Annotated in this window: 18 protein-coding genes; 8 read left to right on the forward strand and 10 right to left on the reverse strand. The window is 34.0% G+C overall.

All coding sequences use genetic code 11. The features are described from left to right. Window position 1 precedes the first annotated feature (1 nt). On the forward strand, window positions 2–1,609 hold the full coding sequence (locus AC2A1D_RS06320; protein ID WP_484042785.1) for an ABC1 kinase family protein: 1,608 nt from the start codon (window positions 2–4) through the stop codon (window positions 1,607–1,609). A 289-nt stretch (window positions 1,610–1,898) separates the two neighbouring features. Next, entirely contained in the window at window positions 1,899–3,251 is a 1,353-nt protein-coding gene (locus AC2A1D_RS06325) for a DEAD/DEAH box helicase (RefSeq protein ID WP_484042786.1), read from the forward strand. Window positions 3,252–3,301: 50 nt separating this feature from the next. Here AC2A1D_RS06325 and AC2A1D_RS06330 read toward each other — a convergent pair whose 3' ends face one another. From AC2A1D_RS06330 to AC2A1D_RS06340, 3 genes are all read right to left on the reverse strand, one after another. Then, window positions 3,302–3,958, reverse strand: a complete 657-nt coding sequence (locus AC2A1D_RS06330) for a GDSL-type esterase/lipase family protein (RefSeq protein WP_484042787.1) — start codon at window positions 3,956–3,958, stop codon at window positions 3,302–3,304. A gap of 63 nt (window positions 3,959–4,021) precedes the next feature. Further along, a complete protein-coding gene (locus tag AC2A1D_RS06335) occupies window positions 4,022–4,477 on the reverse strand; it encodes a lipocalin family protein (RefSeq protein WP_484042788.1) in 456 nt (151 codons plus the stop codon). 122 nt (window positions 4,478–4,599) lie between these two features. Then, the gene (locus AC2A1D_RS06340; protein ID WP_484042789.1) at window positions 4,600–5,202 is read right to left on the reverse strand and encodes a hypothetical protein; all 603 of its coding nucleotides are present in this window, start codon (window positions 5,200–5,202) and stop codon (window positions 4,600–4,602) included. 142 nt (window positions 5,203–5,344) lie between these two features. On the opposite strand from AC2A1D_RS06340, the gene AC2A1D_RS06345 reads away from it, so the two are divergent. After that, entirely contained in the window at window positions 5,345–7,879 is a 2,535-nt protein-coding gene (locus AC2A1D_RS06345; protein ID WP_484042790.1) for a phosphoenolpyruvate carboxylase, read from the forward strand. A gap of 75 nt (window positions 7,880–7,954) precedes the next feature. On the opposite strand, the gene AC2A1D_RS06350 is transcribed toward AC2A1D_RS06345, so the two are convergent. Continuing rightward, the gene (locus tag AC2A1D_RS06350) at window positions 7,955–8,668 is read right to left on the reverse strand and encodes a hypothetical protein (RefSeq protein WP_484042791.1); all 714 of its coding nucleotides are present in this window, start codon (window positions 8,666–8,668) and stop codon (window positions 7,955–7,957) included. Window positions 8,669–8,747: 79 nt separating this feature from the next. Between AC2A1D_RS06350 and AC2A1D_RS06355 the strand changes: the two genes are divergently transcribed. Then, a complete protein-coding gene (locus AC2A1D_RS06355) occupies window positions 8,748–9,104 on the forward strand; it encodes a bleomycin resistance protein (protein ID WP_484042792.1) in 357 nt (118 codons plus the stop codon). Between the two features lie 82 nt (window positions 9,105–9,186). Here AC2A1D_RS06355 and AC2A1D_RS06360 read toward each other — a convergent pair whose 3' ends face one another. Next, window positions 9,187–10,782, reverse strand: coding sequence for a S8/S53 family peptidase (locus AC2A1D_RS06360; RefSeq protein ID WP_484042793.1), 1,596 nt, complete (start codon window positions 10,780–10,782; stop codon window positions 9,187–9,189). An 87-nt stretch (window positions 10,783–10,869) separates the two neighbouring features. Here AC2A1D_RS06360 and AC2A1D_RS06365 point away from each other — a divergent pair, with 87 nt between their 5' ends. The 4 genes from AC2A1D_RS06365 (at window position 10,870) to AC2A1D_RS06380 (ending at window position 14,033) form a co-directional block, all read left to right on the forward strand. Next, window positions 10,870–11,997 carry a DegT/DnrJ/EryC1/StrS family aminotransferase gene (locus tag AC2A1D_RS06365; RefSeq protein WP_484042794.1) on the forward strand — a complete coding sequence of 376 codons (1,128 nt, stop codon included), beginning with the start codon at window positions 10,870–10,872 and terminating at the stop codon, window positions 11,995–11,997. Next, entirely contained in the window at window positions 11,994–12,440 is a 447-nt protein-coding gene (locus AC2A1D_RS06370) for a hypothetical protein (protein ID WP_484042795.1), read from the forward strand. The genes AC2A1D_RS06365 and AC2A1D_RS06370 overlap by 4 nt, the downstream gene beginning before the upstream one ends. Window positions 12,441–12,462: 22 nt before the next feature. After that, complete coding sequence (galE, locus tag AC2A1D_RS06375; RefSeq protein ID WP_484042796.1) at window positions 12,463–13,482, forward strand: UDP-glucose 4-epimerase GalE; 1,020 nt, start codon at window positions 12,463–12,465, stop codon at window positions 13,480–13,482. A gap of 95 nt (window positions 13,483–13,577) precedes the next feature. Beyond that, a complete protein-coding gene (locus tag AC2A1D_RS06380; RefSeq protein WP_484042797.1) occupies window positions 13,578–14,033 on the forward strand; it encodes an adenylyltransferase/cytidyltransferase family protein in 456 nt (151 codons plus the stop codon). Window positions 14,034–14,107: 74 nt separating this feature from the next. Here AC2A1D_RS06380 and AC2A1D_RS06385 read toward each other — a convergent pair whose 3' ends face one another. From AC2A1D_RS06385 to pnuC, 5 genes are all read right to left on the reverse strand, one after another. Next, entirely contained in the window at window positions 14,108–16,621 is a 2,514-nt protein-coding gene (locus tag AC2A1D_RS06385; RefSeq protein WP_484042798.1) for a TonB-dependent receptor domain-containing protein, read from the reverse strand. 166 nt (window positions 16,622–16,787) lie between these two features. After that, on the reverse strand, window positions 16,788–17,813 hold the full coding sequence (gene mltG, locus AC2A1D_RS06390) for an endolytic transglycosylase MltG (RefSeq protein WP_484042799.1): 1,026 nt from the start codon (window positions 17,811–17,813) through the stop codon (window positions 16,788–16,790). A 36-nt stretch (window positions 17,814–17,849) separates the two neighbouring features. After that, on the reverse strand, window positions 17,850–18,620 hold the full coding sequence (gene dapF, locus AC2A1D_RS06395) for a diaminopimelate epimerase (protein ID WP_484042800.1): 771 nt from the start codon (window positions 18,618–18,620) through the stop codon (window positions 17,850–17,852). Window positions 18,621–18,709: 89 nt separating this feature from the next. Then, window positions 18,710–19,252, reverse strand: coding sequence for a hypothetical protein (locus AC2A1D_RS06400; protein WP_484042801.1), 543 nt, complete (start codon window positions 19,250–19,252; stop codon window positions 18,710–18,712). A gap of 4 nt (window positions 19,253–19,256) precedes the next feature. Continuing rightward, window positions 19,257–19,922, reverse strand: a complete 666-nt coding sequence (gene pnuC / locus AC2A1D_RS06405) for a nicotinamide riboside transporter PnuC (protein WP_484042802.1) — start codon at window positions 19,920–19,922, stop codon at window positions 19,257–19,259. Between the last annotated feature and the right edge of the window lie 101 nt (window positions 19,923–20,023).

Raw genomic sequence — 20,023 nt, forward strand, 5'->3', positions numbered from 1 at the left:
AATGATTTCCGTGTTGAGTAAATACGGTTTCAAAGACCTTTTATCTCGAATGAACGGAGGCAAAAAGTCTGAAAACATCGATGTTCAAACCGATGAAATTGTTTCTAAAGGAACAGTTTATGAGAGAATCAGGCTGGTTTTGGAAGAATTGGGGCCAACTTTTGTGAAACTGGGACAAACTTTCAGCAATCGTGAAGATTTGCTTCCACCAGAACTGATTCAAGAGTTGCAAAAACTTCAAGATAGAGTGGAAGTGGTGGAAATGAACGTTAAAGAAATCCTCGAAAACGAACTGGGAATTTCTACCGACGAATATTTTGCTTTTATCGAGCCAAAACCTTTGGCAACCGCTTCTATTGCGCAGGTTTATCAAGCTGAATTGTTGTCTGGCGAGAAAGTAATTCTAAAAATTAAAAAACCAGACGTCCAAACCTACATCGAAGACGATTTATTGTTGCTGAAAGACATCATCAAACTGTTGTATTCTTATTCAGATTTAGGCGAAAAACTGAATTTAAAACAAGCGATTTCTACTTTTGAAAAGTCTTTGTTAGAAGAAGTTTCGCTCGTTAATGAAAAAGAAAATATTCTTCAGTTTGCCCGAAATTTTAAGAATAATAAAGAAACGTATGTGCCGAAAGTGTACGAAGAATTTTCCAACAATACCGTGCTTTGCATGGAGTTTGTGGATGGAATAAAAGTAACGGATAAAGCTAAGCTTCTCGAAAATGAAATTGATCCGGTTACCATTTCTGAACTAGGTTTAAGACTTTTTGTCTCACAAATTTTAGATTACGGTTTTTTCCACGCAGATCCGCACGCAGGAAATATTTTGGTGAAAAAAGACGGGAAAGTGGTGTTCATTGATTTTGGAGCTGTCGGAAAAATTCAACCGAATGATAAAGAGGTTTTAGAAAATCTGATTATCGCTTTTGTAGCGAAAAATGCTCATAAAATCGTTCGTTATTTAAAGAAAATGGCGGTAAGTTACAGCATTCCGGATGAAAGAAGATTTGAGAATGATGTGCGGGAAATTCTGGATTTCGTTCATAGTTCGTCACTCAAAGATATCGATGCAAATGTGGTGATGAATAAAATGAAAGACGTTTTGAAAGATAATCGTTTGTACATGCCCGATTATTTTTACCTGCTTTTTAAAGGAATTGGTTTAATAGAAGGCGTTGGAAGAAGCATAAACCCAGATTTGGATGTAGTGAAAAGTTTAAAACCATACTCCAAAAAGATTTTTGCCCGAAAACTTTCGCCCGAAAACCTCTTGAAAACCGGGATGGATAAAATGATGACCTTCACCGATAATGTAGATGAAATTCCTAAAGAACTCCGTTCTGTGCTTCAAAAACTGGACGAAAATAAATTTACCGTAACGAGTGAAATTAAAAATATTGAAAGAACCAACCAACTCATTAAATCGAGTATTGTTAATTTAATTTTAGCCATGATTTTAGGCGCAAATATTATTGCAACCGCAATTGTTTTTGTTTCAGAATCGGGCCCAAGAATCGGTGAAATGTCTTTGGTGGCGGTTTTAGGATTTTGTTTTTCGGTAATTTTAGTAATTATTTTAATGCTTAGAATTTTGAGAAAATAATTTTTTCATCAAGCAATTTCAAAGATTTTTTTAATGCTATTAATTGAAAATCATTGATTTTCAAACTTATGAATTCTAAAATGTTTTCAAACATTTTGCCTAAAAACTTTGTGAATAATGTGTAAAGGCTTTTTGAAGTAATATTAAACGATGAAGATTATTTTAAAATTTACGTTTTAATAAGAAGAATTTTAAAATCGATTGAAGAAAAATTCACCAAGAACATATTCAAAAAACTTCCATCTTCTAAGTTTCAGCGCCCATCATAAAATTTGCCTATCTTTGCAAAATGGAAAAACTCACTTTTGCAGATTTTGACCTTCCGGTTAAAATACTTGATGTTTTAGCAGATTTAGAATTATTCGAACCTACACCTATTCAGGAGAAAAGTCTTAAACCGATTCTTTCTGGAAGAGATGTGATGGGAATCGCACAAACAGGAACCGGAAAAACTTTAGCCTATCTTTTACCCGTTTTAAAAACTTGGAAATACAACAAAACAGGAAATCCTACGGTTTTGGTTTTGGTACCAACAAGAGAATTGGTGGTGCAGGTAACGGAAATTTTAGAAAAGCTTACAGAAAATATTACTGCAAGAGTAATCGGAATTTACGGAGGGAAAAATATCAACACTCAGAAACTTCTCTTCAACGATGGTTGCGATATTTTGGTAGGAACACCGGGACGAGTGATGGATTTGGCGATTGATAATGCTATTTCTTTAAAGGAAGTTCAGAAACTGATTATTGATGAGTTTGATGAAATGCTGAACTTGGGTTTCAGACCACAGTTGACACATATTTTTGAAATGATGAAAGAGAAAAGACAAAACATTCTTTTCTCGGCAACCATGACTGAAGCTGTTGATGATATGTTGGATGAATATTTTGCAAGTCCGATAGAAATTTCTTTGGCAAAATCTGGAACTCCGCTTGAGAAAATCGAACAAACGGCTTATAAAGTTGAGAATTTCAACACAAAAATTAATTTATTAGAACATTTACTGAAAAACACTTCAGAAATGTCTAAAGTGTTGATTTTTAATAATAATAAAAGACATGCCGACCTTTTATTCACCAAGATTGATGAGCTGTTCCCAGAGCAATTTGATGTAATTCACTCAAATAAATCTCAAAATTACCGTTTGAAAGCAATGAAACGTTTTGAAAACGAAGAGATTAGAGGTTTGATTACAACCGATGTAATGGCGAGAGGTTTGGATATTTCTGATATTACACACGTTATCAACTTTGAAACGCCCGATATTCCAGAACAGTATATTCACAGAATTGGTAGAACGGGTAGAGCAGATAAAGATGGTAAAGCCATTACTTTCGTTACTAAAAAGGAAGAAACTTTAGCTTTAGATATTGAATTATTGATGGACAAGGAATTAAAGTACATCGATTTCCCTGCAGAAGTTAAAATAAATCCTAAAAAGATTGCTGCTGAAGAGGAGCAAGTTGTGATGAAGAACCCAGCGCAGGTAAAACTGAATGAAGGTGGAGGTGCTTTCCATGAAAAGAAAGCGAAAAACACTAAAGAAAACTGGGGTGGTCCTTCAAAAAGAAAAGCACCTAAGAAATTTGGAGCCAACAGAGCGCAGCAAAAAGCAATTTCAAAGTCTAAAAGAAAGAAGTAATATAAAAAAAACGATTCTCAGAAGGAATCGTTTTTTATTTTTATGATAAACTACTTCATGTAAGGATTCATAACAGAAGTCCAAAGTTTATATCCTTCTGGTGTCATGTGAAGCATGTCTTCTACAAAAATATCTTTTCGAATATTCCCCTTCGAGTCGTTCATTACTTTGGTGATGTCAATAAATTCTGCATTTTTTTCTTTCTTCATAAACTTCTTAATCTTTTTGTTGGCTTCCTTCATTTGAGGCCAAAGATGTTCTCTGCTCGGCGAATATTTAATTGAAATATAATCTACTTCAATGTTCGGGAATTTTGCGCGAATTTTTTGATAAAAAGTTTTGAATCTTTCCACAACAACGTCTGCTTTTAGGTTTTTGTCGTCTGCAAAGTCATTTTCACCACAATATACAATAATTTGTTTGGGTTGGTAAGGAGAAAGTAAATCTTCAGAAAAATAATTTAAATCTATTAATCTTGAACCTCCAAAACCTCTATTGATAATAGTTTTTCCTGGAAAATAATCAGAAACATCCTGCCATTTGGTGAAAGAAGAACTTCCGATAAGCAGAATGGCATCTTTTTGAGGTGGTGTTTGTTGGTCTTTCTTTTTGAATTCTTGGATGTCTTGCCAAAACATCGGCTTTTTTTCTTGAGAAAAAGCTAAGGCAAATAGCATCAGTAATACTACTGAAAAAATCTTCTTCATTCTATCTAAAATTTTAGTGGAATAAAGGTAATAAAAAACTCCCGAAATATTCGGGAGTATATTTTATCTTTTGTAGCTAATGTAAGTGGTGTCAATTACAAAATCTCCATTAATGTCGATATTGTCGTACATCTGCTTTAATTTTAGCTCAGTACTACTAAGGATAATCACCTTGTAAGGTCTTTTTTTATCATTTTCAAAGTTGATGACCATGTCTTTTTTATCAGCATCATAAGTAAACGTTCCTTTAGTGAAATTTTGAGTGCATGTAGTACCTCCAGAAAAAGAACGGTAATTAATAGCCATATCTGTTCTAAAAGTTGTTACATCTTGCTTGCTACAAAAAGTTGGTAATTGTGTATCAAGAGCTGTTGTAAGGTCTGCTCCTGAAATGATTTCTGTTTTTTCTGTCTTCCAGTCACCTTTCAGCAACTCTAGTTCATAGCTCCAGACATCTTCATCTTTGCAAGAATTGAGTATTAAAGCAGAAAAGGCAAATAAAAGTAGGTGTTTTTTCATTTTCACAAATTTAAGAATATGCTAAAATAAAAATAAATTTGAAATATCTCTAACGAAATGGAGCTTTTTTGGCGTATTATTTATAAAAACTATTTTTTATCAATAATTTTTTCGATTTTATGCTAGTTACAGGTCTTTTTCTCGGTATAAACTCCTTGTCTTTCAAATTTAATTTTGGCATTTTTACGATTAATGGTCACGAAATACTTTTCTCTCACATCGTCACATCTTTCAGGTCTGAAAGTATTTAAATAAAAAAAATCATCATCTTTTCTGAAAGAACCAGCTTCGAAATTTTCAGAATCTACATAGAAACTGTGCGTATTGGCAACCAACACAGCTTCTCCGATGTTATCAACAGTCCCTATAAATTTTACCAGTTCTTGCTCGGTATTGAAATATTTAGTTTGATCATTTTTACAAGCAATAATATAATGAAAACAATTGTCGCCTAAACATTTTTGGAAAAAACCTTTTTTAGGAGCAGGTTCCAAAATCGTCATAGGTTCGGGAGTTTGGCTTTCATATAAAATGGCTTTTTCAGAATCAGGGTCATTGGTAAAAACTTTCCAATAATCATAATCTTGATTGGGCGTAATAAAAGGATAGCTGTTTGCAGCTTTTTCAAAAACTTCCGGAATTTTTTGATAACCATCGGTTTTAGCTGTTTGACTAAAAATCAACTGTGAAAAGAATATTATTCCAATGCTTGATATTTTTATCATAAGGCTAATTTGTTTGAAGACTGCTAAATTTTAATAACAAAATCAATTTCTAGGATCTAAAATCATTAATTCTGGGTTAAATTTAATACTTTTTAAATGTTTATCGCTATTAAATTAAACATAAATCTCTTACATTTGTTGTATGATACACGACCAACGCGCAGAAAAATTCAGGCAGATTGTTGAAAATAAATTTCAAATCTACAACTCACTTTTTATGAGTTTGCCGTATGATAAAATGACGAATATTGGGATGTTGCTTCCTTTTCTGTATGAGGAAAGCAGAAATGGATACGAAGCCGGAAAAACTCCCGAAGATATATTAGAAGAGTTTTTTAAAAATCATACCGATCTTCAAACTGAAGACCAAAAATTAGAATTACTCTTTAAAATTATTCAATATATAGAAAGGCAAGTCGTTTTGTTTGATAGTATTGAAGACGCTGCTTTCCCGAGTTTGCATTCTGAAAGCGACAACGGAACAGTGGTAAATATGTACGAAAAAGCAGTAAACAATCATCAACTTGAAAAAGTGCGAAAAAAGTTGGAAGACTTCAACGTGAAAGTGGTTTTTACAGCGCACCCAACACAGTTTTATCCAAACTCGGTGCAGAAGATCATTCAGGATTTGAGAGGGGCAATTACAACCGATTCTGTTACACAGATTGATACTTTGTTGCAGCAACTTGGGAAAACGCCTTTTGTAAATAAAGAGAAACCTACGCCAATTGATGAAGCTTTAAGTATTATTACGTATTTACGTTTTGTGTATTATGAAACGGTGGGAGATTTGTTCACAAAAATTAAAAAAACATTTGAAAACGGTCATTTCAACCTTCATGAAGACATTATTCAGCTTGGGTTTTGGCCAGGAGGTGACCGCGACGGAAATCCTTTTGTAACGGCAGAAGTTACCAAAAGAGTAGCGGCAGAACTTCGAGAAGCCATTTTAAAATCATATTACAATCATTTAAAATTTGTAAGAAGAAGGCTTAGTTTTAGAGGTGTTTCTGAAGTTTTAAGAGATTTAAGTGAGCATATTTACAGAGCGATTTACGACAATAGAGAAATTTCCTGCGAAATTATCTTGAAAAAAGCGAAAGAAGCAGAACATATTTTAATTCATCAACATAATGGTCTTTTCTTAGATATTTTACAAGGTTTTATAGACCGTGTGAAAATTTTCGGGACTCACTTTGCAACTTTGGATGTGCGACAAGACAGTAGAGTGCATCAACAAGTGATTGACACAGTTTATTCTGCATTATTTGGAGATGAAGAGGCAAATTTTCAAACAAAATATACAAAGCTTATTGCTGTTTCAGAACAAGTAGATTCTAATCAATTTGAAGGTATTGTAAAAGATACTTTGGATACGGTTAGCCAAATTACTGAAATCCAAAAATATAATGGCTTGAGAGGGATGAATCGCTACATTATATCAAACTCAGACGATGTGAAAGATGTGATGAATGTGTATGCGTTTTTCAAACTTTGCGGCTATCAAGACGACGAAATTAAGATGGATATTGTTCCGTTGTTTGAAACCATGGAAGGTCTTGCGAATGCAGAATCTGTGATGAACGATTTGTACAATCATCCAATTTATAGAAAGCATGTTGAAAAGCGTGGCAACCAACAAACCATTATGCTTGGTTTTTCTGATGGCACAAAAGATGGCGGTTATTTGAAAGCGAACTGGGAAATTTACAAAGCAAAAGAACTTCTCACCGCAATTTCTGAGCAAAACGGAATTAAAGTCGTTTTCTTCGACGGTAGAGGTGGTCCACCGGCGAGAGGAGGAGGTAAAACTCACGATTTCTACGCATCACAAGGGAAAACAATTGCCAATAATAAAATTGAACTTACCATTCAAGGGCAAACAATTACGAGTATTTTTGGGAACAAAGAACAAGCGTCTTTCAACTTTGAACAATTATTGACTGCCGGTGTTGAAAATGATGTATTTAAAAGCAACAAAAAAGACCTTTCAGAAAAAGAAAGAATTTTAATTTCTGAATTGGCGGAAATCAGCTTTAAAAAATACTCAGATTTGAAGGCGCATCCAATGTTTGTGCCTTATTTACAGGAGATGAGTACGCTTCAATACTATGGGAAAACCAATATCGGAAGTCGTCCATCAAAAAGAGGAAGCGGAAATGAGTTGAAATTTGAAGATTTAAGAGCGATTCCGTTTGTGGGTTCTTGGTCGCAGTTGAAGCAGAATGTTCCCGGGTTTTTCGGTTTTGGTTATGCAATGAATCAATTGAAGGAGCAAGGAAGATTTAACGAAATTAAAGAATTGTATTTAGGTTCAGATTTCTTTAAAACTTTAGTTCTGAACTCGATGATGAGTATGAACAAGACTTATTTCCCGTTAACATATTATATTAGAAACAACCCTAAATTCGGCGAATTCTGGACGGTTCTTTTTGATGAATACCAACTTTCAAGAGATATAATGCTTGAACTTACGGGCTTTAAGATTCTTCAGCAGGAAGACCCGCTTTCGAGAAAATCAGTGAAAATTAGAGAGAAAATTGTTTTGCCGCTTTTGAGTATTCAGCAATATGCTTTAATGAAAATTCAAAAAGGTGAAGGTGATAAAGAAGCGTACGAAAAATTGGTAACAAGGTCTTTATTCGGGAATATTAATGCGAGTAGAAACTCTGCTTAGAATATATTTTAAACTAAAAAAAACACTCTTTTAAGCTTATTAAAAGAGTGTTTTTTTTTGTTTTAGTTGCGATATTTACGGCAAAATGTATTTTCCAAACTGAATCAGCCACAAATAATATCCTGAAATTCCACCTACCGAACCTGCTGCTAAAAATGTTAAGACTTGGTTTTTCGGAAGCATTCTAATAACGATAAACAGTACGATAAATCCGATGATAGCTGTAATTCCGTGTATTGTCCAAATATTCATGTTGAAGTATCTTGTAAGCCTCATTTCGTCGCCTCGCATCGATTTTTCGCCCGTAAAAAGATAAGCTAAAGTCCATAAAACTGAATTGGCACTTTGCCGAAGCCAAAACAACGAGCAAAAGACGAGTAGCCATCCTGCAAAACTTGTTTTGTTGCTAGAGAATACTTTTTTTCTGTAAATTATAAGAAAAATAAGACCAATTGTTCCCGTAATCATGGTTTGAAGGGGACCGCCGAGAAGTATCAATATATTTTTTTTTCGTAAGTCTAGCCTTATTTTGTCATATTCTTCTTTACCCGGAAAGTTTTCTTGTTTTCTTATTTCATTTGTATACTTTCTTTCTGTTTTTATTAGATATTCAATAGTTGCATCCCTGTCAATATGTGTGCTTTGATAATCTATTCTGGCATCATATCCAAAATATTTTGCAACAGCGTAATGACCGCATTCATGGCTTAATGTTCCAATGACCGTCATTATAATAAACGAAAAAGTAAGAATTAGAAATAATTTTAAATCGAAATATAAATACTTCATGGTATTAGTTTCTAATCACTAATTTAATTAAAATTTAGAGTATTAATTACTATTTTTATACTTTAAAAAACTACATCGCATGCTTACACACATTCATCCGAAGCTTCCAATGAGAAACAAAGAAGAAACTAAAGATTATTATATACAGCAACTTGGTTTCGAACAAATAGGGTCGGATGAATATCCGGATTATTTAATGTTGAAAAAAGACCATGTAGAAATTCATTTTTTTCTGTTTCACGATATAGATTCGAGAGAAAATTATGGAATGGCATATTTTAGAGTATTAGATATTGAGAAATTTTATAAGTCTTTGCTAGATTCTAACGTAGAGATTCATCCCAATGGAAGCCTTCAAACCAAACCTTGGGGTGTAAAAGAGTTTGCACTTCTAGATCCAGTATGTAATTTACTTACTTTTGGAGAGTTGGCTTAATTAAAAATGAGCTTTATTGTTTTTTAAAGCTCATTTTTAGATTGTTTTCGAATTAAGTGTTCCTATTTGTAAAAAATATTTTTCAGTTTTTCAAAAACTTTTCATAGAAAGTTCCTTCTTTTGTCTGAATTTTCAGATAATAAGTCCCGTTTTGGAAGTCTGAAACTTTAATTGATTTTTTGTTTTTTTCTGTGAGAATACTTCTACCTAAATTGTCAAAAACTTGAACTGAAATAACGTCTTTTTCTGAGGCAATATTTAGAATATCTTTTACAGGATTAGGAAAAATAGCGAATTGATTTTTCTTCACCAAATCCGAAGTACTTAACGTTGCATTGAAAAGACTTCCGAAATTTAAAATTCCATATCCCATTTGATTGGTGTACGTTGGCGCAAGTGAAGCGGTTGCACGTAATGAATTTCTCATATTGTCTCTGTTCATCGATGGAAAAGCCTGAATAAAACAGGCGACTCCACCCGCTGCAACAGGTGTTGCAATAGATGTTCCGGTGGCGGTGATTACACTGCTTTCATTTACGGTAACTGTGGCTGTTCCTCTTGCTGCTGCGTCGGGTTTTATAATTCCTAAAGAATTGGGACCATAAGACGAAAAAGGAGACGAAACTCCTGCCAAATCTACGCTTCCAATCGTAAAAACTTTTGAATTATCTGCAGGTGTCGTAATATATTGCCATGGTTGTTGACCTGAATTTCCTGCTGCAATAAGTACGAAAATTCCCTTGTTAACAGCTATTTCTGCGCCTCTTGCAATGAAAGATTTACTTCCGTTCATATCGTTGTAGGTGTAGCTGTATTTTGGGTCGTCGAAAATATTGTAACCAAGAGAAGATGTGATAATTTCCACGCCTTGTCTGTCGGCTTCTTCGGCAGCTTCAATCCAATAAATTTCTTCCTCTGGAATTTCGACAGTGGCGTTTTCGCTTCGGTAAAGATAAAAATTGGCATCTGGAGCAGAACCCACAAATTGATCTTGAACATAGCCTCCAATCGCCCCCAAAACAGCAGTTCCGTGTGCATTGAGAGTGGCATCGTAGATGTTTGAGGTTTTCGTAACGAAATCATACCCACCTTTAATTTGGGAGTTCGTCCAAAGTCTTGCGAAAGTAGAACCCGTATTTACATTCGGGAAACCAGCATCAATAACGGCAATGTTAATTCCGGTTCCTGTGTAACCTGCTAAATGAAGTGGTTTTAAATTAATTTGGTCGATTTGTTCCAAGCCTGTTCCATAATTGAAAATGGTATTGGTAAGCTCGGTTTCCTGGAATTTATTTTGATGCTGAACTTTTACGGTAAGTGAAGAGTTTTTAGCAAAACTTTCAACAGATTGTACAAAAGCTAAAGTTTTAATTTGATTTACTTGCGCCTGATTAGCATTTACAACGACACCATTCAACCATTTTGATTTATCGCTCACTGTAATTCCAAGATTTTGAATCGCTTGAATATACGTTGTTTCAATCGGTGCATCTTGAATGTTCAATGGAATTCCTAGCGTTGTTCTTCTGTTAATTGATTTTTGACTCAGTTCCGTTAAAGGATTAGCGTAAAAAGCGGCTGCATTGGGTTTTCCTGTAAAATACACAAAAACAAGTTCAGTTTGTGCGGAAACTGAAACAGAAATTCCTATGAGTAAAGCAAATAGAGATTTTTTCACGTATTATTTTTTAGTAAAGATAAAACAAAATCAATAAAATTTTTGGAAGCGTTTTAAAATGCTTATTTTTACGAAAATATTTTATATATGAAAAAGATTCAGATGGTTGATCTGCAGAGTCAGTATTACAAAATTAAGAACGATGTAGATAATGCGGTACTTAATGTAATGGATTCGGCAGCTTTTATCAACGGCCCTGAAGTAAAATCTTTCCAAGCAGAATTGGAGTCTTATCTTGATGTAAAACACGTAATTCCTTGCGCGAACGGAACAGACGCGTTACAAATAGCTTTGATGGCTTTAGACCTTCAGGAAGGCGATGAGGTTATCACGGCAGACTTTACTTTCGCAGCGACGGTAGAAGTAATTCATTTATTGAAACTAAAATCGGTTTTGGTAGATGTAGATTATGATACATTTACGATCTCAACAGAAGCTATTAAAAAAGCAATTACACCGAGAACAAAGGCAATTATTCCTGTTCATATTTTCGGACAATGTGCCAATATGGAGGAGATTCTGAAAATTGCTGAAGAAAATAATTTGTATGTAATTGAAGACAACGCACAAGCAATTGGTTCCGAATATACTTTTGCAGACGGAACTGTGAAGAAAGCAGGTACAATGTCTACTGTAGGAACGACGTCTTTTTTTCCTTCTAAAAATTTAGGTTGTTATGGAGATGGTGGTGCTATTTTCACCAATAATGATGAACTTGCACACCGTTTAAGAGGTATCGTAAATCACGGAATGTACGAAAGATATTACCATGATGAAGTAGGGGTGAACTCTAGATTAGACAGCATTCAGGCGGCAATTCTTAGAAAAAAACTTCCTCATTTGGATTCTTACAATGAAGCGAGAAGAAAAGCAGCAGATTATTACGATGAAGCTTTTGCCGGTGTTGAAAATATTTTAACCCCGAAAAGAGCAGAAAATTCTACACACGTATTCCATCAATATACTTTAAGAATCTTGAACGGGCAAAGAAATGAGCTTCAAAAGTTCTTAACGGAAAAAGATATTCCTGCAATGATTTATTATCCTGTTGCTTTAAGAAAGCAAAAAGCATATTATCAGGAATCTAACGATGCAGATTTTGTAAATACGGATAAGCTTTTGGATGAGGTAATTTCTCTTCCAATGCATACAGAATTAGACGATGAGCAGCTGAAATACATTACAGACGCTGTTTTGGAGTTTATGAATAAATGAAAAAGAAAATTTTTAAATACAAGTTGGTGTATTGGGTGAGCCTAATCACCAACTTTGTTACTGTTGGGATATTTGGTTTTGCTTCCTACAATAGACTTTCTGTGGGAGCGTATTCAAATATAAGAGATATTGTATTTTCAAGCACTACTTTTTCTATTGCTGTTACTTCTTTAATTTCGTTATTTTTTTTACTGTCGAAAAATAGAAACTCCGTTAAGACATTTTCTATAATGCTGATTTTATTGCTATCAACTTTTTCCATAGGAATTTTAGATTCAATGATTATTAAAGGCGACTTTGATTATGATAGGTTTACCATCTCATTGGTTTTTCTTATGTATGCTATTACGGTAGGGTTTTTGCTTATGGCTCGTAAGTTTAGAATAAAAGAAGATTTTAGATTTGTCGAAATAGACGAAATAGGGACAAAAAAAAATAATTAATAACCACACAAATCATATCAATATGGCGATTCTTGTCACGGGAGGTTTAGGATACATTGGTTCACACACGGTTGTGGAACTTATCAATAACAATTATGAAGTAATAATTGTAGACGACCTTTCGCATTCAGAAAAATTTATTTTACATAATATCGAAGAAATAACAGGAAAAAGACCGATTTTCTATCCGTTCGATTTGAGAAGAAAAGAACTTCTTACACAGGTTTTTGATGCTCATCATATCGAAGGTTGCATCAATTTTGCGGCTTTCAAAGCAGTAGGAGAGAGCCAGGTAAAACCTCTTGATTATTATGAAAATAATTTATTTTCGTTAATTAATATTCTTCAGGAATTTAAGGAAAGAAATATTTCTAATTTCATCTTTAGTTCTTCTTGTACCGTTTATGGGCAAGCCGATGAAATGCCAATAAACGAAGAAACTCCTCTTAAAAAACCAGAAAGTGTTTACGGTAAAACAAAGCAAATGGGAGAGGAAATTCTGATGGATTTTGCTAAAGCTTACCAAAGAAAAATTACACTTTTAAGATATTTCAACCCGATTGGTGCGCACGAAAGTGCTTTGTTGGGCGAATTACCGATTGGAGTTCCAAATAATCTTGTTCCTTTTGTAATGCAAACTGCCGCTGGAATTAGAGAAAAACTAAATGTTTGGGGAGATAATTATCCCACAGTAGATGGAACGGCGGTGAGAGATTATATTCACATCACAGATTTAGCAAAAGCACACGTTGCAGCTCTTAAAAAATTGATGAATGATACTTCTGATGAAACTGTTATTGATATTTTCAACTTAGGAACGGGGAAAGGTTCTTCGGTTTTAGAAGTGGTAAAAGCTTTTGAATCTGCGAATAACGTGGAAGTTCCTTATCAAATCTGCGATAGAAGAGAAGGTGATATTACGATTGCTTATGCAAATGCAGATAAAGCAGAAAAAGAACTGAATTGGAAGGCAGAAACGTCTCTCGAAGAATCGTTAAAAACCGTTTGGGAATGGCAAAAATACCTTCAATCTAGAAATTAAGAATTTGTTTACAAGGAAAAGTGAAAAATGTGTCTATTTTAATAACTTTTTTACTTACTTTGTAATGATTATACAGAAATAATAACTTTTTATTTATGAAAACACAAAGAATAGGAATAACATTTTCCTCGTTCGATCTTTTGCATGCAGGACACATTAAAATGTTGGAAGAAGCAAAAACAGTTTGCGATTATTTAATCGTTGGTTTACAGATAGATCCGTCACACGACCGTCCGAATAAAAATAAGCCTACACAAACCATTGTAGAAAGATATATTCAGTTGAAGGCAGTAAATGCGGTTGATGAGATTATTCCTTATTATACTGAGGAAGATTTAGAAGATATTTTAAAATCTTTTGTTATTGATGTAAGAATTATTGGTGACGATTATGCTGATAGAGATTTTACAGGAAAACAATATTGTATCGACAATGGAATAGAGATTTTTTACAATAAGAGAGATCACAGATTTTCTTCTAGTGATCTAAGAAAGAGAATCTACGAAGCTGAAAAAGCAAAAGCTGAAAAAAACGGAGAATTAGCGAAATAATTTTTCATTTTAAGGTTAAAACAAAGATTCCGGTCGCGAAGCGACCGGAATCTTTTGTTATTCTAAGCCAATAATTACATTGGTACTTGTTGATCGTCTCCCTGTGCGTTAGAGTTGATATCTTTTTTACGCTTCGGTTGCTCAACCTTTTCGTTTCCTTGCTTAAATCTGTATGTTAAAGATAAAGAAAACTGTCTTGGTTGCCATTGCATATAAGAATCTCTCGTGAATGTAGAAGTTGTAGTGGTACTTCTCATTGCTCTTGTGTTGAAGATGTCTTGAATGTTAAAACTTACTGTTCCATCTCCTTTCCAGATTGTTTTCGATGCTCCAAAATTCAAAGCATACATATCTTTCCTGTCTTGGTTTTGAGTTTTTGTTGCACCTCTGTAAAACCCTTGGATTTGGAAGTTGAAAGTTTTATCTATTTTAAAGGTAGAAGTAAGTCTTGTTCTGGTAGAAAAACCTTTTCCTTCAAAAGACTGTGGTTCTGCAACTTCAGGACCTGTATAAACTCCTTTCGTGTTGTAACCAAATAAATCTACATTTCCTAAGAACTTCAACCATTTTGTAGCATCCCAACTAAAGTTTAGGTCTAATCCATAAGTATCATTTGTTCCTAAGTTAATTGGTTTCGTGTGGAAAACTGTAGCTAATTTACCATCAATAAGTTCTTCTTTAAAATAAGTAATCATTTTAGTGTCATCGGTTTGATGTCTAAAATAAAGAGTAGGGTTTATAGTAAATTTACTTTTAGAAATACTGTATCCAAACTCGTAAGAATCTACATAAGAGGGGTTCAGATCAATGTTTCCATCAAAAATATTCAAGTTATCACTATAACTTGGATTTGGAATCAGAAAGTAAGATCTTGGTCTATCAATTCTTTTTGAATAATTTACCAAAAACTGATTGTCTTTTGCAATTTCATAGCTCAAATAAACGCTTGGGAAAAGATTATTGTAGTTTTTTACCTCATTTTTTACATCCCCATTCATATTAAGGTAATTGATGTCAATTCGTGAGTTTTCATTTCTTAAACCTAATTGATAGCCGAACTTTCCTATTTTACTTTTAAATTGAGCATAACCCGCATTAAACATCTCTTGATATTTTGCATCATAGGTATATTTATCCATATAATCCAAGAAAGGGTTGTTAGAAGTACTTTCTTGTACAATATTTTGATAATTGTTTCTGTTTACATCAATTCTATATCCTACTTCCAGCTTAGAGTTTTCACCAATTGGTAACTCATAATCTGCTTTACCAATTAATGTTTTGTTTTTTGTGGTTTGATTAATAATGTCTTGTAACTCAAAAACACTATCCTGTGTCTGGTAGATATCGCTGTCGTTGTACGAGCGGTTACTTTGTAAGCTTAATGATAATGCTAAGTTTTGTCCTTTATCATCAAATTTATGATCTAAACCAAAATCTCCTTGAAAAGCTAAATTGTTGTTGCTTCCCGTAATTTTTCGATTTCGGGTACTAATAGAATTGTTGAAAAGATAATTTTCATAGTTAATGTTTCCAAAATTATTTCCATCAAAAGTACGAACTGTTCCCGAAGCATTTACAGAAGTTTTTTCAGTTAAGTCAACCACCAAACCTGCGGAAGCATTATAGTTGTCGTTTTTACTTTTAGTAATCGATTCATTATGGGTTTCACGGTTAAGACCTGAGCTGAAGTAAGCGTCATTTCTTTGGGTGTTTTTAGATTCTCTGTAACCACCGCCGCCGTTTAAGAACCAAGTAAAGTTTCCTTTTCTCCAGCTTAGATTGGTGTTTAGGTTGGTGTTTGGTAAGTAACCAACTGTCCCTATTACACTTCCGTTGAAACCTGTTTTTTTGTTTTTCTTTAAAATGATATTCAAAATACCGGCAGTTCCACTCGCTTCAAATTTTGAAGAAGGGTTGGTAATTACCTCAATTTTTTCAATCTGATCCGCAGGAATACTTTGCAAAGCATTTGCGCCGTCATCAATTCCTAATAATGCAGAAGGTTTACCATTGATAAGGAATTTTACGTTAGAACTCCCTCTCATCGATACGGTTCCGTCTGTGTCAACAGAAACCGAAGGTACATTTGCCAAAACATCTTGAAGGTTTCCTCCTTTACTTACAAGGTCTTGAGATGGGTCGTACGTTCTTTTATCAAGTTCTACTTTATAAGGTTTTGTAGATTGCGCAGTAATTATAACACCTTTAATTTCTTGAGTTTTTGCATTCGTCGTCACAGCTTCTGGTTCAATAGATAGCGCGCCGATATTTCCTGCAGTATTAATTTGTTTTGTGAAGCTTCCTTTTTTATAATCGATTGCTTCAATGGTAACGTTATAGTCTCCTAACGCGAGATCGATTGCATATTGACCTTTTTCATCCGTAAGCGCAGCATCGCTGAGCATTTTATTGGTTTTGTGAACAAAAGTTACAGATGCATAAGGTACGGGCTGATTGTCTTTGTTTACCACAGATCCTTTTACGTTCACTTTTTCTTGTCCGAAAGCAAATGCAGCCGCAGATAATACGAAAGTAAGCCCTAAAGTTTTTTTGGTAAACAGACTGACGATTTCAGTTTGATTCATAAGTTCTAATTGTATACAGATTGCAAAAAAAATATGATAATAAAATTATTATTAATGATATGATTTTTGGAATCCGGTTAGTTTGTTTATTATTCTTGCTATATAAGACTAGATTTAACTTAAAATGTTAAATTTTAAATTGTTAAAAAAAGGTTAAATATTTTTACTATTTGATATTACGCGAGTTAAGCCACTCTTGATACACTTTTGCATTTCTTGCATGCTCTTCTGCATTATCAGTAAATTTATGCAACCCCGGTCTTGATGGATCTGCACACATAAATATGTAATTGTTTTTTTCTGCATTCAAAACAGCGTCTACAGAGTTTTTATCGGTAATACAAATTGGTCCTGGTGGAATTCCTTTATTAGCATAAGTATTAAACGGCGACGGAGTCGTAAGATGCTTGTACAACACTCGCTGAATATTGTCTTTAAAATTACTTTGTTTGTTCATCGCATAAATTACAGTTGGGTCGCTCTGCAATTTCATGTCCTTTTTGTATCGGTTAAGATAAAGTCCGGCAATGGTTTTCATTTCGTCTGGTTTACCACCAGATTCTTTGTAAACGATAGAAGCTAAAGCATAAATTTGCTCTCTCGTTAAGCCAGATTGCGCTTCTTTTGCTTTACGTTCTGCAGTCCAAAAACTTTGATATTGGTCTTCGAATTTCTTGAAAAATTCTTCCGGAGTTACCGTCCAATAGAAATTGTAAGTATCGATAAAGAAATATTTTTTTAGATCTTCTGCAGAAGAATATCCTTTTTCAGTCGCAATTGTATTGAGGTCTTTTACAAATTGTAAAGAATCGAGTTCTGTTTTTTTACTCACTTTTCCAATCATTTGGTAAACATCGCCGAAATCCCCAATTCTGAAAGAATTTTCAGATTGATTTCCAGCTTTTATCATATTCACAAGATTAGAGTTTCCCATCCCTTTTTGGAAATGATAACGTCCCGGTTTGAAGCGTTTCGCTAAATCTTTTTCAAGGGCAACTTCTTCAAATTCACCTTTGTTATCCACATATTTTGCGGCAGAATCGATGATTTGCTTAAACTCTGCATTGTGCGGAATCAAAACATATCCATCTTTCTGAATATTGTTTCCGTAATATTTTTTATAAAATTTAAAACCGAAAAATCCGCCGACTGCAATACCTGCAAGTACGACTGTGAGAACTGCTTTTTTCATAGTTTATCGAGATTCGGATAAGTTTTTTTGTTAAAATTAAATATTAGTTTCTCCCTTGAAAACCTGTTGTGCCGGTCCTTCAAGCCAGATGTTGGTGAAAGATTTTGCATTTTTTTCTGCATATACTTTAAGATTTCCGCCTAAAGTTTTTACCGCGATATTTTCGGCAGAATTTTTGGCTAAATACGTTAAAGCTGCTGCAGTAACGCCGGTTCCGCAACTGTAGGTTTCGTCTTCTACGCCACGTTCGTACGTGCGCACAAAAATTTCATCTTCGGTAACTTGTTCTACGAAATTTACGTTGATTCCTTCTTTTACGTAGTTTTCTGAATTTCTAATGGCTTTTCCTTTTTCAAAAACATCTACATTTTCAATTCCATCAACATATTGAATGTAATGTGGTGAACCGGTATTTAAAACGAAATCATTTCCATCTGCTATAATTTCAGAAACATCGCTCATTTTAAGTTTTACAATGTCGCCGTTTATTTCTGCTTCATGAATTCCGTCAATTGCCGTGAAAATTGTTTTTTTATCTTTAAAAATCTCTAAAAAATGGGCAAAAGCCACAGAACAACGCGCTCCGTTTCCGCAAAAGCTTTTAGAACCGTCAGAATTGTAATAATCTACTTCAAAATCAACACCTTCGGCAAGATTTATTTTAATTAATCCATCTGCGCCAATGCCAAATCTGCGGTCGCAAAGTTTTTGTATAGATTCTATCGAAAGATTGTTCCATTCGCCATTGCGATTATCAATCATTACAAAGTCGTTTCCTGTTCCTTGATATTTATAAAAATTCATCATGATTTTAATCTGAAAAATAACGTGCAAAATTACGGATTATTAAACGAAAAGCGAACAGCACATTGCTATTCGCTACTTATTTAGAATTGTTATCGTCTGAAACCGTTTCCGTTTGACCTTCCGTTGTTTGAAGAATTATTTTGTCGGTTATTGTCGTTTCCATTCCTAAAACCTCCTGAATTCCCACGGTTGCTATTTCCGTTTGAATTATTTCTAAAACTTCCGCCGTTATTTCTTGGTTGCGACTGTTGGTTTTGAGGAGTATTTTTGAAGCCGTTATTTCTTCTTGGATTATTATTCTGGTTAGAATTATTTCCTTTATTTTGGAAGCCGTAATTTCCTCCTCTTGGGTTGTTGTTTCCGTTTGAACGTCTTTCTATATATACTTTCTGTCTGCCATTTCCATAATAATAAGGTCTTCCAGAATCGTAGTAATAGTGGATGTCGTTTCTGTAGTAATATCCATCATTTCCCCAATAACCACCTCCTCCATAATAATTACTTGGAGCATAATAATATCCACTGTCGTAGTATGGATCTCCATAGCCGTATCCTGTGTCTGTATAAACTGCACACGAAGAAAGGCTCAGAAAGGTTATTAAACTTAGAGATATGTTAACTAAATTTTTCATTTTCTTAAATTTTCTTTTGTAAACTTTTTTGCCATTCTAATAAACCGTTAATGGCCATCAAAGTAAATACCAAATATTGCACCGAAGTTATACCCAGTTCTCTATGAAGCATCATTGGAATACAAATAAGATCTCCAATAATCCAAAAATACCAGTTCTCTACACGTCTTTTCGCCATCAACCACATTCCGACTAAAAATGTCGAAGTGGTGAAAACGTCTAGCCAATTTCCCCAATCAAGATGATATAATCCTAAATTGATGCCTTCTGCAGAAAAATGATTGTCTATAAATGGTTTGAAATAATAAACAAAGGTTACCAAAATCGCACTAATAAAGAAAAGAGTCCCGCTTGAAATCCAATCTTTACGATTTGCAGGTTCAACTTCTACATGAATTTGATCTTCTGAGTGACGAGACCATAAAATCCAGCCATAAATACTCATCGCCGTGTAATAAACATTAATGAGACAATCTCCCAAAAGCCCAGAATTGAATAAAATATAAACATAAATTACCGTAGAAATAATTCCGGTAGGATAGACCCAAATATTTTTCTTTACAGAAAAATAAACGCTAAGAATTCCGAAAACAGTTCCTGCAGATTCTAATGCAATCTGGCTTGTTGTGTAGTTTTCGTAGGGTTTTATGAAGAGGTCATAGAGGTTCATTATTGCAAAAATATGTAAAAAAAATATGCTGTATAATTCTGCTAAAAGAATTGATAGTGAATTTATTATTGCCGATATTTAAAGTTTTTATTTTAAAAGTT

Source organism: Chryseobacterium sp. HNCC26DJ239, from assembly GCF_057180445.1.

What these genes read in the sequence shown, in the direction of transcription:
- AC2A1D_RS06320 (WP_484042785.1), top strand. Translation starts at nt 2, where the DNA reads ATGATTTCCGTGTTGAGTAAATACGGTTTCAAAGACCTTTTATCTCGA.
- AC2A1D_RS06325 (WP_484042786.1), top strand. Translation starts at nt 1,899, where the DNA reads ATGGAAAAACTCACTTTTGCAGATTTTGACCTTCCGGTTAAAATACTT.
- AC2A1D_RS06330 (WP_484042787.1), bottom strand. Translation starts at nt 3,958, where the DNA reads ATGAAGAAGATTTTTTCAGTAGTATTACTGATGCTATTTGCCTTAGCT.
- AC2A1D_RS06335 (WP_484042788.1), bottom strand. Translation starts at nt 4,477, where the DNA reads ATGAAAAAACACCTACTTTTATTTGCCTTTTCTGCTTTAATACTCAAT.
- AC2A1D_RS06340 (WP_484042789.1), bottom strand. Translation starts at nt 5,202, where the DNA reads ATGATAAAAATATCAAGCATTGGAATAATATTCTTTTCACAGTTGATT.
- AC2A1D_RS06345 (WP_484042790.1), top strand. Translation starts at nt 5,345, where the DNA reads ATGATACACGACCAACGCGCAGAAAAATTCAGGCAGATTGTTGAAAAT.
- AC2A1D_RS06350 (WP_484042791.1), bottom strand. Translation starts at nt 8,668, where the DNA reads ATGAAGTATTTATATTTCGATTTAAAATTATTTCTAATTCTTACTTTT.
- AC2A1D_RS06355 (WP_484042792.1), top strand. Translation starts at nt 8,748, where the DNA reads ATGCTTACACACATTCATCCGAAGCTTCCAATGAGAAACAAAGAAGAA.
- AC2A1D_RS06365 (WP_484042794.1), top strand. Translation starts at nt 10,870, where the DNA reads ATGAAAAAGATTCAGATGGTTGATCTGCAGAGTCAGTATTACAAAATT.
- AC2A1D_RS06370 (WP_484042795.1), top strand. Translation starts at nt 11,994, where the DNA reads ATGAAAAAGAAAATTTTTAAATACAAGTTGGTGTATTGGGTGAGCCTA.
- galE (WP_484042796.1), top strand. Translation starts at nt 12,463, where the DNA reads ATGGCGATTCTTGTCACGGGAGGTTTAGGATACATTGGTTCACACACG.
- AC2A1D_RS06380 (WP_484042797.1), top strand. Translation starts at nt 13,578, where the DNA reads ATGAAAACACAAAGAATAGGAATAACATTTTCCTCGTTCGATCTTTTG.
- AC2A1D_RS06385 (WP_484042798.1), bottom strand. Translation starts at nt 16,621, where the DNA reads ATGAATCAAACTGAAATCGTCAGTCTGTTTACCAAAAAAACTTTAGGG.
- mltG (WP_484042799.1), bottom strand. Translation starts at nt 17,813, where the DNA reads ATGAAAAAAGCAGTTCTCACAGTCGTACTTGCAGGTATTGCAGTCGGC.
- dapF (WP_484042800.1), bottom strand. Translation starts at nt 18,620, where the DNA reads ATGATGAATTTTTATAAATATCAAGGAACAGGAAACGACTTTGTAATG.
- AC2A1D_RS06400 (WP_484042801.1), bottom strand. Translation starts at nt 19,252, where the DNA reads ATGAAAAATTTAGTTAACATATCTCTAAGTTTAATAACCTTTCTGAGC.
- pnuC (WP_484042802.1), bottom strand. Translation starts at nt 19,922, where the DNA reads ATGAACCTCTATGACCTCTTCATAAAACCCTACGAAAACTACACAACA.